We start from the raw sequence: 13,123 nt of genomic DNA, 5'->3' as shown, positions 1-13,123 counted from the left end.
GCGAGGATCCGCGCCATGCCGCCGTCGAGGTCGTACACGCGTACCATCCGCTCGGCGAACGCGTTCCGCACCTCGGCGGCGAAGTCCTCCGGCGACACCGCGGCCGCGATCTCGCGGGCCACTCTGCCCATCCGACCGGCCGACTCCGTCGCAGCCGCCTCGAGGGCGAGCCGCTCGTACGCCTCGCGTCCACCTTCGTCCGTGATGCCGATGCCGGCGCGCACGATGGCCCAGACATGACCGGCATCCACTCGCCCTCGCTGCCACGCCTCGAACGTCGTGACGAAGCGGGTCACGAGCGTGGACGCATCGCCCATGCGGCCCTGGATCGTGCGATCCGAGACCCGCATGGCCATTCCGAGCTCCAGCGAGACCTCGCGCAGCGGCAGATCCGCATCCGAGACGCGCTCCCCCTGCAACCGCCGCTCCGCGACCCGCTCGGTGACGAGATCGACCGCGTCCGCGAGCAGTCGCGCTTCCCGAGCCTGCGCCGCCGCGACCTCGCGGCGCGTGCCGAGCACCTCGGACACCAGGCGGTCCAGCGCCGGCCACCCCGACTCGATCCGCTCTCGCGCATCCATGTGCCCCATCGAGACTCCTCGTCACGGGCGAAGCCGAAGACGGCTCCGCTGAACGGTCTCCCCGTCAATTGGGCACTACGGGTCGATACAGCTAGATTAGCACATATCTACGTTGCATCTCCAGCATAGAATCGAATATTTCTATTATGAGGTGGCAGGCGCGCGGCGGCGGATGATCGACCCGATCGTCACCGGAGCCGCAGCAGGCCGGCCGCAGTCCGCCGGAACCCGCACCCCTCGAGATAGAAGCCCGCCATGCGATCCTCGAAGTCGACGTGCAGCCACTCGCAGCCGAGCGCGCGGGCTTCGGCGGCGGCGATCTCGACGAGCCTCTTGCCGATCCCCTCGCCCTGGCGATCAGGCGACACGACGGTGTCGAGGAGGAACGCGTGCACGCCGCCGTCGCCGACGACGTTCACGAATCCCACCAGCCCGGAGTCGTCCTCGGCCGTCACCCACAGGATGCTGTGTCGGCGCAGCCGCGCCGACCACGGCATCGACGCGCCCGAGTCGGAGCCGAACGCGCGCCGATGCAGGTCGGACAGCCTCTCGTCGTCGACCCTCGGCGAGACGTGGAACTCCAGCGGCATCGCCCGATCGTACCGGTCATGCGCGCCTCGGAACCGCTGGGTCACGGGCTTCTGCACGTCCGTCCGGCTCCGACCGTCTGCGAGACGGGCCCTATGCTGAGCGGGCACGACATCGAGCTCATGCCCCGCGACGAGGAGGACCTTGAGACAGCAGGCATCCGCACCGACCACTGATCCTCCCGCGCTGATGATCGAAGACGTCACCCGCGAGAACTGGTTTCCGACCACGCAGCTGGGCGTCACGCCGGAGCAGACCGCCCACTTCTCGGCCCCCGTCGTCTACTGGCTCGCCGAGTCCCGTTTCGAGAGCCACTTCCGTCCGATGACCCTGTCCCGGGGCGGCACGCCCGTCGGCTTCCTCGTCTACGGAATCGATCCCGACGACGATGAGTACTGGTTGATCACCTTCATGATCGACCACCGATCCCAAGGACAGGGACTGGGCCGACAGGCGCTCCGGACCTTCCTCGAGCATTTCGACCGCACGCATCCGCAGACCGCGATCAGACTGGGGCATCACCCCGACAACGTCGTCGCCGCTCGTCTCTACGACTCCTTCGGGTTCACCCCCACGGGCGAGCGCATCGGCGGCGAGGTGATCCGCGAACGGCCAGCGGTCACCGCGCCGGTCGCGGAGGACGCGTCCTGAAGCACGGTCGCTCGACGAGGAGATCTCTCGTCATGCCGGCACCGATTCGGCCTCTTGCCCGGCCTGAAGGATCTGCCGCATTCCGGTCAAGCCCGGCCGGGCCTCGAAACCGGTCCTCTCGTACAAGGGCTCCGCCTCCGGCGTCGAGAACAACCCGAGGAACGCGGTTCCACCGGCCAGCTCGGTCACTTGCGCGCGGAGCCGCTCCACGACCACCGCGCCGAGACCACGGGCGCGATGCCCCGGATGAACGGCGACGTCCTTGACGTAGATGAAGAACTCCGAGGGAGCACTCATCCGAACCCCGCGCACTGCCTACACGTTGAAGCGGAACTCCACGACGTCGCCGTCGCGCATGACGTAGTCCTTGCCCTCGAGACGCGCCTTGCCCTTCGCACGCGCCTCGGCGACCGAGCCGAGCGTCACGAGGTCGTCGAACGAGATGACCTCGGCCTTGATGAAGCCCTTCTCGAAGTCGGTGTGGATGACCCCCGCCGCCTGCGGCGCCTTCCAGCCCTTGCCGATCGTCCAGGCGCGCGCCTCCTTCGGCCCCGCCGTGAGGTAGGTCTGCAGGCCCAGCGTGTCGAAGCCGATGCGGGCGAGCTGGTCGAGGCCGGACTCCTCCTGACCGGTCGAGGCGAGGAGCTCCGCGGCGTCCTCGGGATCGAGGTCGATGAGCTCGGACTCGATCTTCGCGTCGAGGAACACCGCCTGGGCCGGCGCGACCAGCGCGGCGAGCGCGGCCTTGCGCCCGGCATCCGTCAACACGGCCTCGTCGACGTTGAACACGAAGATGAACGGCTTCGCGGTCAGCAGGCCCAGCTCGCGGATCGGCGCGAGGTCGATGCCCGACGCCGACAGCAGGATGCCGCGCTGCAAGGCGTCCTGCGCCTCGAGAGCCGTCGACAGGACGGCCGGGTCGGTCTTCTTGCCGCGGACCTCCTTCTCGTACCGCACGATCGCCTTCTCGAGCGTCTGGAGGTCGGCCAGCTGCAGCTCGGCGTTGATCGTCTCCATGTCGCTCTGCGGGTTCACCGCGCCGTCGACGTGCACGACGTCGTCGTCGGAGAAGCCCCGCACGACCTGCGCGATCGCGTCGGCCTCGCGGATGTTCGCGAGGAACTGGTTGCCGAGACCCTCGCCCTCGGAGGCGCCCCGCACGATGCCCGCGATGTCGACGAACGACACGGCGGCGGGGAGGATGCGCTCGCTGCCGAAGATCTCGGCGAGCCTCCCCAGCCTCGGGTCGGGCAGGTTCACGACCCCGATGTTGGGCTCGATCGTCGCGAACGGATAGTTCGCCGCGAGCACCTGGTTCTTGGTCAGGGCGTTGAAGAGGGTGGACTTGCCGACGTTGGGCAGTCCGACGATTCCGATGGTGAGAGCCACGGGCATCCAGTCTAGGACGTGGGCCGGCACGCCCCGAGGCATCGCGGGGCCGTGTGGGCGACGGATGCCGTGACCCGCGGCCGTCCGGCCGGCTACGGGCGCGTGGCGCGGTAGGCGTGCGTGATGTACGGCAGCTCGACGACGGCCTCGCCGACCGCGCCGATCTCGTCGAAGACGGCGTCGAGCTCGGCCTCGATGCGTGCGCGCTCGGCCGGCTCGGCGGTGATGACGTAGCTGCGCGAGCGGGCCATGTCGTGGAGCATCGCGCGGGTCATCGGGCGCGTCCAGCGCCACTCGCGGGTCTCGAGCGCGCCGAAGGGGGCCGTCACCACCGGGCCGCTCTCGTCGAGCATGAGCTCGCTGTTGCTGCGGTGCATGATCTCCGTCATGCGAGCCACCCACGGCACGCCGTCGTCGCGGATGTTCCAGATCAGCCCGAGCACGCCGCCGGCGCGCAGCACACGACCGGTCTCGCGGGAGCCCGCCTCCGGGTCGACCCAGTGCCACGCCTGGCCGAGCACGACCGCGTCGACGCCTGCGTCCGGGAGCGGCAGGTCCTCGGCCGTGCCGAGGAAGGTGGGCACGCCCGGCACGGCGTCGTGCAGCACCGCGAGCATGTCTGGGTCGGGCTCGATCGCCACGACCTCGGCGCTCAGCGCCGCGACGACGCGCGTGAGCTTGCCCGTGCCCGCGCCGACGTCGGCGACGCGCGGTGCGTGGTCGCCGCCGCGCACCGGTTCGAGCAGCCACGCGACCGCCTCGCTCGGATAGTCCGGACGCCCCGCCTCGTAGGTGTCGGCGGCGGCGCCGAACGACAGGGACATCTCCTCGCGACTGGCCATGCCTCGAGCCTATGCCCGGGTCCGGGCTCGCGCAGGGTGCGCGATGGCCCGGACGGATGCCGATGCCGGGGCGATCCGCCGCCGGCCCGGCGCGCCTCGGCGGCGCGACCCGGTCGAGCGACCACGCTGGAGCCGTGGGACTGGACTTCACCGCGATCGACTTCGAGACGGCGAACTCCTCGAGTGCCTCGGCGTGCGCGGTGGGCCTCGCCCGCGTGCGCGACGGCCGTGTGGTCGCGACGGACGGCTGGCTCATCCGCCCGCCCGCGGGCCACGACCGGTTCTTCGAGCTGAACATCGGGATCCACGGCATCCGTCCCGAGCACGTGCTCGACGCCAAGTCCTGGAGCGATCAGCTCGGCGACATCGCGGCGTTCGTCGGCGACGACGTGCTCGTCGCCCACAACGCCGGCTTCGACATGGCGGTGCTGCGGCGGGCGTGCGACGCGACCGGCGACCTCTGCCCGGAGTACCGCTACGTGTGCAGCCTGCAGGTGTCGCGCAAGACCTACGAGCTCGAGTCGTACCGGCTGCCGCTCGTGGCTGCCGCCGCCGGCTTCCTCGACTTCGCGCACCACGACGCCACGGCCGACGCGCTCGCGTGCGCGCACGTCATGATCGACGCCGCGCAGCGCGCCGGCGCGTACGACGTCGTCGAGCTCGCGATGCTGCTGGGGCTGCGCGTGCCGCAGATCCCGGCGCCGACCTCGGTGCCGCTCCCCCTGATCTGATCCGCCTGCGCGGGCCTGCCGGCACGGCGCGAACCGCCGATGTCGGAGGCCTCCGGCATCCTTTGCGGTATGGATGCCGCACTCGTCACCGTCGTCGCCCTCGCGTGCCTGGCCGCGGGCCTGCTCGCGGGCTGGTTCGCCGCGACCGCGCGCGCCGGCGAGCACGGCGCCGCCGACCGGGCCGACCTCACGGTGCGCCTCGCCGCGGCCGAGACCGCCGAGACCCTGCTGCGGGCGCAGCTGGAGCAGCAGCGCGAGATGCACCACGAGCTCGGCCAGCAGGCGCGCTTCGACCAGGCCGCGCGCGACGAGCGCGAGCGCCGCGAGCAGGCGGTGCTGCGGGCGCTGGCCCCGGTGCAGGAGACGCTGCAGTCCATGCAGCACAAGGTCGACGAGCTCGAGCGCGACCGGCACCGGCAGTTCGGCTCGCTCGCCGAGCAGCTGCGGCGCGCGCAGGAGTCCGACGAGGCCCTCCGCGCGACCACCGAGTCGCTCGCGGGCGCGCTGCGCTCGGGCGCCACGCGGGGCGTGTGGGGAGAGACGCAGCTGCGGCGCATCGTCGAGTCCGCGGGGCTCACGCGGTACGTGGACTTCGAGACGCAGACCTCGATCGCGTCCGATGCGGGCGCCGGGCGCCCCGACCTCGTCGTGCGGCTCCCCGGCGACAAGGCGCTCGCGGTGGACGCGAAGGTGCCGCTCGACGCCTACCTCGAGGCGAGCGCGATCCCGCTGACGGCGCAGGGCGCGGAGGGAGCCCGGCGCAAGGCGCTCCTCGCGCGCCACGTCAAGGCGGTGCGGGCCCACGTCGATGCGCTCGCGAAGAAGACCTACTGGGCGGGTATCGGCGCGAGCCCGGAGTTCGTGGTGTGCTTCATCCCGAGCGAGTCGCTGCTGGCCGCGGCGCTCGAGGAGGACCCGGCGCTCCTCGACTACGCCTTCGGCCGACGCGTGGCCCTGGCCTCGCCGGTCAACCTGTGGGCGGTCCTCAAGACGGTCGCGTACACGTGGACGCAGCAGGACGTCTCGCACGAGGCGCGGCGCCTGTTCGAGCTCGGCAACGAGCTGTACCAGCGCCTGGGCGGGCTCACCGCGCACACCGAGGAGCTGCGGCGCGCGATCGAGCGCACCGTCGACGGCTACAACAAGCTCGTCGGGTCGCTGGAGACGCGGGTCCTCGTCAGCGCGCGACGGTTCCCCGGCATCGACGAGACGAAGCTGGATGCCACGACCGCCCCCGCGGCGATCGAACGGCTCCCCCGCCATCTGACCGCGCCCGAGCTCGTGCCGCCGGCGCGGGACGTCTCGATGGGCGGCGACACGCTCCCGATCGACGTCGAGGGCGCGTCGCACGCGGACATCGGCGAGCTGCGCGCGCGGCTGGCCGCGGCATCCGGCGACGGCGGGGCCGCAGACGCCGACCGGAGCGCCGCCGCCGACGCGGCGGACGCGCCGGCGTCCGACGGCGCGACCGGACGGGGAGAGGAGGTCAGCCGCCCGGGAAGAGGTTCATGAGGCAGACGACCGCGATCGACACGGCGACGAAGGCGCTGATGTGCCACCACGGGCTGACCCGGTGATCCACGGGACGTCGGCGGCGCAGCAGCACGTCGGGGCGGCTGGCGGGGTCGATCGGCACCGAGATGGGTCCGGTCGACGGTCTGCTCGATGCTGTGGACACGACGTCCTCCTTCAGTGCCTGTTCGCGTCTCGTGGGCCGTGGTGCGCGTTCGTGGAGCGCGGCGCGCGTGGCTCGGTGCCGTTCGAGTTCAGACAGTACCCGCTCGGGCTCAGAACCACTTGGAGGCGACGTGCTCCGATGCGATGCGTCGCAGCGTGCCGGAGCGCCCGCGGATGACCACGCTCTCGGTGTAGACGTAGTCGTCGGAGAGACGCACGCCCTTGACGAGCTCGCCGTTGGTGACGCCGGTCGCGACGAAGATCGTGTTCTTGCCCTTGACGAGGTCGTCGGCCTCGTAGACGAAGTCGTCGAGCTTGAGGCCCGCGTCGATGCCGCGCTGCTTCTCGTCGTCGTCGCGCGGCCAGAGCCGGCCCTGGATGTGGCCGCCGAGCGCCTTGACGGCGCACGCGGTGACGATGCCCTCGGGGCTGCCGCCGACGCCGACGCACATGTCGGTGCGGGCGTTGTGACGGGCGGCGTTGATGCCGCCGGCGACGTCGCCGTCGCTCATGAGGCGCGTGCCGGCGCCGGCGGCGCGGATCTCCTCGATGAGCTTCGCGTGCCGCGGCCGGTTGAGGACCGACACGATCATCTCCTCGACGCGCTTGTCGAGCGCCTGCGCGAGCCGGCGGATGTTCTCGCCGACGGGGAGACGGATGTCGACCACGCCGACGCCGGCCGGGCCGGTCACGAGCTTGTCCATGTAGAACACCGACGACGCGTCGAGCATCGCGCCCCGGTCGGCGACCGCGAGCACCGAGAGGGCGTTGTTGCGTCCGTCGGCGGTCAACGTGGTGCCGTCGATCGGGTCGACGGCGATGTCGCAGCGCGGGCCGCGCCCCTTGCCGACGCGCTCGCCGTTGTAGAGCATGGGCGCGTTGTCCTTCTCGCCCTCGCCGATGACGATCGTGCCGTCGAACTGCACGGTGGACAGGAACGCGCGCATCGCGTCGACGGCGGCGCCGTCGGCGACCTCTTTGTCTCCGCGGCCGATGAACGGCACCGTCCGGATCGCGGCGGCCTCGGTCGCCCGTACCAGCTCGAGCGCGAGGTTGCGATCCGGATGCAGCGGAGTCAGGTCGATGCTCTGGGTCATTGTCATGAGGGAACTCCTTAGCTCGCCATTGGGCCTACGTCGTACATTAGCGAGGGGGTGGCCCCGGCGCGCGGGTGCGCGAGGCACGCCGCGCGCCGGAATCGGGCTTTCAGCGCGCGGGGCGCTCGGGGGCGACGACGCGGATGACGGCGGAGTCGTCGACGGCGGCCAGGCCCATGCCCTGGCCCAGGAGGAAGAGCTGCTCGGCGGCCGCGGCGACGGGGGTCGCCAGCTTGTGGGCGCGCGCGGCCTTGTTCACGATGCCGAGGTCCTTGACGAAGATGTCGAGACGGCTGAGCACCTCGGCGCCCTCCTCGTCGTAGGCCTGCAGGATGCGCGGACCGCGGTTGGCCAGCATGAACGACGCCGCAGCGCCGGCGCCGAGCGCCTCGAGGGTCGTGGCGGGGTCGAGGCCCATCGCCTCGGCCAGTGCCAGCGCCTCGGCGGCGGCGGCGATGTGCACGCCGCACAGCAGCTGGTTCACGGTCTTGAGCGCCTGGCCGTCGCCGGGGCGGTCGCCGACCACGGTCAGCGTCGACGCCAGCCGCTCGAGCACGGGCTGCGCCTTCGCGCGCGCCTCGGGGGTCGCGCCGACGACGATGAGCAGGTCGCCGGAGCCCGCGCGGGCGGGGCCTCCGCTCAGCGGCGCGTCGACCAGCTCGATGCCGCGCTCGGCGAGGCCGGCGACGACGTCCGCGATGCCGTCGGTGCCGACGGTGCTCGTGAGGATGACGACGGCGCCCGGGCTCATGGCATCCGCCACGCCGTTCTCGCCGAACAGGACGTCGTTCAGCTGCGCGGAGTCGCGGACGGCGAGGAGCACCGCGTCGGCGCCCGTGACCGCCTCGCGGCCGGAGCCGCAGGGCACGACGCCGGCCTGCGCGCCGAGCTCGAGACGGGCGGGGGCGATGTCGAAGCCGCGGACGACGAGGTCCTGCGCCAGGTGCGAGGCCATCGGCAGGCCCATCGCGCCGAGGCCGAGGACGGCGACGGTGGTGGAAGTGGTCATAGCGGGTTTCCTTTCGGGACGTTCGGGGTGGATGCCGGGCCTCACGCCTGCGTGGCGGAGAGCTTCTCGACGGCTTCGGTGAGGCTGGTGTCGCTGCCGACGTTGCCGGCGAACACGATGTACGGGACGCCGACGGCGGTGCCGTCGGCCGGGCGCCACAGGGAGACGATCCCGGGGAAGAGCGAGCCCTGCACGGTCGCCCGCCCGATCGCGAGGCCGCGCGTGGCGACATCGCTGGAGGTGATGCCGCCCTTGGCGATCACGAACCGCAGCCGGCGCGCGGCGACGGTGCGCTGCACGATCTCGACGAGGGCGTCGGACACCTTGCGCGAGATCGCGAGGCTCTCGTCGGGGTCGTCGGTGCGGATGAGCGTGCGGCTGGAGTGCACGACGACGTCGGCGCCGTCGTCGAGCCCGGCGAGCACGTCGGAGACGGCTCCGTCGAGCGTGGCGCGCGCGATCGCGGGGTCGAGGATGGACGGCACGTCGACCTCGACGACGCGGGCCGACCGGCGGTTCGCGAGCAGGTGCGCGAGCTGACGGCTGGTCTGGCCCACGTGCGAGCCGACCACGATCAGACCGCCCGCGACGGCGTCCGCGTCGTCGGCGACGTCGATCTCGACCGGCGCGCTGACCTCCTGGCCGATGCGGGCCCGCACGAACGGCGGTCCGACCCGGTAGACGTACGAGCGCCCCTCGGCCTCGACGACCTCGAGGGCGAGCGCGAGCTGACGGAGGTCGTTCTCGACGACCACGTCGACCGCGAAGACGGAGCCCGCCGGCGCGTCGCGCAGGGCGGCGGCGATGCCGTCGGTGCCCCCGCGGATGACGTCGAGGGTGAGCTCGACGACCGCGTCGCCGGCGATCGCGCCGCCGGTCTTCTCCTCGACCCAGTCCGCGAGACGCGACGAGCGGTAGCCGAACGTGGAGTCGCGGGCGAACTCGCTCTCGCCCGCCGGCGTGACGTCGTCGCCCGAGACGAGGGCGTGCACGCCGCCGATCGTGACGCGTCCGGCGTCGGGGAAGGCGGGGACCAGGATCACGCCGTCGGGGCGGGACTCGCCGAGCGCGACGAGCGTGTCGGCGATGACGTCGGGCTCGAGGGGGAAGTGTCCGCGCAGGGTCGAGTCGCCGCGGCTGACGAAGCCGAGACGGATGCCGCGCGCCCGGGCGGCGGCGACGGCCGAGGTCACGGCCTCGCGGTTGATGCGTGCGGCCTCGTCGGGGTCGAAGCTGCGGGTGTTGGTGAGGACGTACACGGCGGTCGCGCCGGTGTCGAAGGCCCACTCGAAGTCCTCGACCTCCCAGCGGGTCAGGACGGGGAGGTCCGCCACCGACTGCGTGCCGGTGGGGTCGTCATCCAGGACGATCAGCACACGGCCGGACTCCGTCACCGAGCGGGCGATCTCGGCGGGATCGGCCGGCGCCTCGGCCGGGTAGGAGGCGAGAAGCTCCGTCACTGTCATTGCTGCAACTCCCATGTCGTCGATGACGTGGCGTCCTCATCGAACGTCACTGTCTGATATCAGCTATCAGATAGCTTACCGATGCGAGTCGGCGCGTGTCAACGGTCGTTCAGCACATAGGCGCGCAGATCGTCGAGGGTCTGCTGCATGTGCCCCTCCATCGCGGCGCGCGCGGCCACGGCATCCCGCGCCCGGAGGGCGTCGAGCACGCGCTCGTGCTCGACGAGGGCGTTGCGCTGGATCTGCGGCACGCGCGACGTCTCGGCCCGCCGGTCGGCGAGCACCCGCGTGAGCGGGGCGAACAGCGTCGCCAGGAAGACGTTGTCGGAGCGACGCATGATCAGGTCGTGGAACCGCAGGTCTCCCGCGACGAAGGCGTCGACGTCGCCGGCGTCGCTCGCGGCGCGCATCGCGTCGATGCAGGCCGCGAGCGCCTCGAGGTCGGCGTCGGTGATGCGCTCGGCGGCCAGCGCCGCCGCCTCGGCCTCGAACATGCGCCGCACGGCCACCAGCTGCACGGCCACGTCGCCGTCGCCGTGCACGCTGCGGTAGCGCAGCAGCGCGTCGAGCGACGCCCAGCGCTCGGGCGGTCGCACCGACGACCCGACGCCCGAGACCACCTCGATCACGCCCTGGGTCGAGAGCGACCGCATCGCCTCGCGCACCGTGAGCCGGCTCACGTCGAAGTCGGTGGCGAGCTCCGCCTCGCTCGGCAGCGACGCGCCGATCGCATAGACGCCGTCGACGATCCGCTCGAGCAGGCCGTTCTCCACCACGCTGACCAGCGACTTTCGCGCCATGTGCAGTCCTCCGCTCGCAGCCGATCGCTGCCGCCAACCCTAACGGCCGGGCGCACGCACGCGTCGGAGGAGACCGCCGGAGTCGGGCTCGGGACGACGCGACGCCCCCGCGCGCGCCGGGCGGGTCAGTGGATACACTCGGACGCAACGACACCGATCAAGGAGCTGATATGCCCGTCGCCACCCCTGAGCAGTACGCCGAGATGCTGGACCGCGCGAAGGCGGGCGGCTTCGCGTACCCCGCCATCAACGCGGCCAGTTCGCAGTCCGTCAACGCCGTGCTGCAGGGCCTCACCGAGGCCGGTTCCGACGGCATCCTGCAGGTCACGACCGGCGGCGCCGACTACTTCGCCGGCCACACCGTCAAGGCCCGCGCGACCGGCGCCCTCGCCTTCGCCGCCTACGTGCACGAGGTCGCCAAGAGCTACCCCATCACGGTGGCGCTCCACACCGACCACTGCCCGAAGCCCGCGCTCGACGACTTCGTGCGTCCGCTCATCGCCGCCTCGGAGGAGGTCGTCGCCGACGGCGGCCAGCCGATCTTCCAGTCGCACATGTGGGACGGCTCGGCCGTGCCGCTCGACGAGAACATCGAGATCGCGAAGGAGCTCCTCCCCCGCATCAAGAACATCAACGCCATCCTCGAGGTCGAGATCGGCGTCGTGGGCGGCGAGGAGGACGGCGTCAAGCACGAGGGCTCGAACGAGGCGCTCTACACGACCACCGCCGACGTCGCGAAGGCCGTCGAGGCGCTCGGCCTCGGCGAGCAGGGCCGCTGGATCGCCGCGCTGACCTTCGGCAACGTGCACGGCGTCTACAAGCCCGGCAACGTGAAGCTGCGCCCCGAGCTGCTCGGCGAGATCCAGGCCGGCATCGCGGAGCAGTTCGGCACCAGCCCGAAGCCCCTCGACCTGGTCTTCCACGGCGGCAGCGGCTCGACCGACGAGGAGATCGCCCTGGCCGTCGCCAACGGCGTCGTGAAGATGAACATCGACACCGACACCCAGTACGCGTTCACCCGCTCGGTCGCCGGCTTCATGTTCACCAACTACGACGGCGTCCTGAAGGTCGACGGCGAGGTCGGCAGCAAGAAGGCCTACGACCCGCGCGCGTGGGGCAAGATCGCCGAGTCGGCGATGGCCGCCCGCGTCGTCGAGGCCACGCGTCAGCTCGGCTCGTACGGCCAGTCCAAGAGCTGATCCGGCGGATCCGCGAGAGGCACCACGCGTGGCGTGGTGCCTCTCGGCGTTCCGGGCGACGGATGCCGGGACCCCGGCTCACCCGGCGAAGCGCTCGCCGTCGGGTGTGAGCACCCACCAGACGCCGTTGACGCCCTGTCCCTTGACGTCGCCGGCGGCGGTGTCGCCGACGAAGTAGTAGAGCGGCCAGCCGTTCAGCGTCACCTGCGTGGCGCCGTCGACGCCGGTGATCGTGCCGACCTCGCCGGTCACGCCCTCGACCGCAGGGGCCTCGGACTCGGTGGTCACGGCGGGCCAGTTCGCTGCGCACTGCCCCTCGCACGTGCTCGCCCCGGCGCCCTGCGTGTCGCTGTCGAACATGTAGACGGTCATGCCCTCACCGTCGACGACGATCTCGCCGAGCGACGAGTCCGCGACCATGAGCGCGGCGCCGCTCGTCGCCGCCGGCGGTGGGGCGCTCGCCTCGGGCGTGTCGTCGCCGTCGCCTGCGGGCGTGGACGAACAGCCGGCGAGGGCGACGGCGAGCAGTGCGGCGGCCAGCGCCGCTCGTATCCGGGTGGCAGTCATGACGGTCTCCTTCGATCTCGACCGCGGACGCGGCCGCCCGCGCTCGCGGACACCGGGATCACGACGCGGCGCCCGGAATGGTTCAGCGCGTCGCCGTCATTCCGCGATCGCGGCGCGCAGCAGCACCTTCTGCGTGGTCAGCGCGCGGACCTCGATCGCGGCGATGTCTTCGCGCGCCAGCTCGGTGCCCGCGCCGAGCCGCGCCGTCGTGCCCGGTCGGGCCCGCCACGTCGACAGCTCGCTCGTCGTCCCGTCGGCGGCGACCACGACGAGCACGTAGGGCCATCCGTCCGCGGGGACGTCGGCGTACGGCGCCTCGTCGTAGCGGCACGTCATCTCGATGCGGGTGCCCCACGCGACGTCGGCGAGCTCCACGGTGGCGCTGAGCGGGGCATCCGTCACGTTCTCGAGCGCGACGACCTCGGCGGCGCGCCCCGGCGCGAAGGCCGGCGTGAACACGACGACCAGGGCGACGACGGCGGCGGCCGCAGCGGCCAGCCCCGAGGCCCACCAGGCGCGCCGGCGC

Annotated in this window: 14 protein-coding genes and 2 pseudogenes; 4 read left to right on the top strand and 12 right to left on the bottom strand. The window is 72.0% G+C overall.

All coding sequences use genetic code 11. The features are described from left to right. Positions 1-590: pseudogene (locus WML84_RS07410) on the bottom strand (HNH endonuclease); the annotation flags it as partial. Positions 591-769: 179 nt separating this feature from the next. Continuing rightward, positions 770-1,171, bottom strand: coding sequence for a GNAT family N-acetyltransferase (locus WML84_RS07405; protein WP_347345502.1), 402 nt, complete (start codon positions 1,169-1,171; stop codon positions 770-772). Positions 1,172-1,358: 187 nt separating this feature from the next. Here WML84_RS07405 and WML84_RS07400 point away from each other — a divergent pair, with 187 nt between their 5' ends. Continuing rightward, complete coding sequence (locus WML84_RS07400) at positions 1,359-1,820, top strand: GNAT family N-acetyltransferase (protein ID WP_347345501.1); 462 nt, start codon at positions 1,359-1,361, stop codon at positions 1,818-1,820. A gap of 30 nt (positions 1,821-1,850) precedes the next feature. On the opposite strand, the gene WML84_RS07395 is transcribed toward WML84_RS07400, so the two are convergent. The 3 genes from WML84_RS07395 to WML84_RS07385 all read right to left on the bottom strand — a co-directional run bounded on the left by WML84_RS07395 (position 1,851) and on the right by WML84_RS07385 (position 4,051). Next, positions 1,851-2,117 carry a GNAT family N-acetyltransferase gene (locus WML84_RS07395; RefSeq protein WP_347345500.1) on the bottom strand — a complete coding sequence of 89 codons (267 nt, stop codon included), beginning with the start codon at positions 2,115-2,117 and terminating at the stop codon, positions 1,851-1,853. An 18-nt stretch (positions 2,118-2,135) separates the two neighbouring features. Then, positions 2,136-3,209, bottom strand: coding sequence for a redox-regulated ATPase YchF (gene ychF / locus WML84_RS07390; protein WP_347345499.1), 1,074 nt, complete (start codon positions 3,207-3,209; stop codon positions 2,136-2,138). Between the two features lie 92 nt (positions 3,210-3,301). Further along, positions 3,302-4,051, bottom strand: a complete 750-nt coding sequence (locus WML84_RS07385) for a class I SAM-dependent methyltransferase (protein ID WP_347345498.1) — start codon at positions 4,049-4,051, stop codon at positions 3,302-3,304. A gap of 134 nt (positions 4,052-4,185) precedes the next feature. On the opposite strand from WML84_RS07385, the gene WML84_RS07380 reads away from it, so the two are divergent. Further along, the gene (locus WML84_RS07380) at positions 4,186-4,782 is read left to right on the top strand and encodes an exonuclease domain-containing protein (RefSeq protein WP_347345497.1); all 597 of its coding nucleotides are present in this window, start codon (positions 4,186-4,188) and stop codon (positions 4,780-4,782) included. A 69-nt stretch (positions 4,783-4,851) separates the two neighbouring features. Further along, complete coding sequence (locus WML84_RS07375; protein WP_347345496.1) at positions 4,852-6,294, top strand: DNA recombination protein RmuC; 1,443 nt, start codon at positions 4,852-4,854, stop codon at positions 6,292-6,294. Here WML84_RS07375 and WML84_RS07370 read toward each other — a convergent pair. The 5 genes from WML84_RS07370 to WML84_RS07350 form a co-directional block, all read right to left on the bottom strand. Then, on the bottom strand, positions 6,269-6,460 hold the full coding sequence (locus WML84_RS07370; RefSeq protein WP_347345495.1) for a UDP-N-acetylmuramyl pentapeptide phosphotransferase: 192 nt from the start codon (positions 6,458-6,460) through the stop codon (positions 6,269-6,271). The genes WML84_RS07375 and WML84_RS07370 overlap by 26 nt on opposite strands. A gap of 109 nt (positions 6,461-6,569) precedes the next feature. Next, positions 6,570-7,556, bottom strand: a complete 987-nt coding sequence (gene glpX / locus WML84_RS07365; protein WP_347345503.1) for a class II fructose-bisphosphatase — start codon at positions 7,554-7,556, stop codon at positions 6,570-6,572. A gap of 109 nt (positions 7,557-7,665) precedes the next feature. Further along, positions 7,666-8,565, bottom strand: coding sequence for an NAD(P)-dependent oxidoreductase (locus WML84_RS07360; protein WP_347345494.1), 900 nt, complete (start codon positions 8,563-8,565; stop codon positions 7,666-7,668). A 41-nt stretch (positions 8,566-8,606) separates the two neighbouring features. Beyond that, the gene (locus tag WML84_RS07355) at positions 8,607-10,031 is read right to left on the bottom strand and encodes a four-carbon acid sugar kinase family protein (protein WP_347345493.1); all 1,425 of its coding nucleotides are present in this window, start codon (positions 10,029-10,031) and stop codon (positions 8,607-8,609) included. A 98-nt stretch (positions 10,032-10,129) separates the two neighbouring features. Next, positions 10,130-10,831, bottom strand: coding sequence for an FCD domain-containing protein (locus tag WML84_RS07350; protein ID WP_347345492.1), 702 nt, complete (start codon positions 10,829-10,831; stop codon positions 10,130-10,132). A 170-nt stretch (positions 10,832-11,001) separates the two neighbouring features. Between WML84_RS07350 and fbaA the strand changes: the two genes are divergently transcribed. Further along, complete coding sequence (fbaA, locus tag WML84_RS07345) at positions 11,002-12,030, top strand: class II fructose-bisphosphate aldolase (RefSeq protein WP_347345491.1); 1,029 nt, start codon at positions 11,002-11,004, stop codon at positions 12,028-12,030. A gap of 78 nt (positions 12,031-12,108) precedes the next feature. Here fbaA and WML84_RS07340 read toward each other — a convergent pair whose 3' ends face one another. Further along, entirely contained in the window at positions 12,109-12,597 is a 489-nt protein-coding gene (locus tag WML84_RS07340; protein ID WP_347345490.1) for a hypothetical protein, read from the bottom strand. A 96-nt stretch (positions 12,598-12,693) separates the two neighbouring features. Beyond that, positions 12,694-13,123, bottom strand: a pseudogene (locus WML84_RS07335) (hypothetical protein); the annotation flags it as partial.

Origin of the sequence: Microbacterium sp. (genome assembly GCF_039812165.1) — a bacterium.
GTDB lineage: Bacteria > Actinomycetota > Actinomycetes > Actinomycetales > Microbacteriaceae > Microbacterium.
This window is presented reverse-complemented; position numbering and strand designations above follow the sequence as displayed.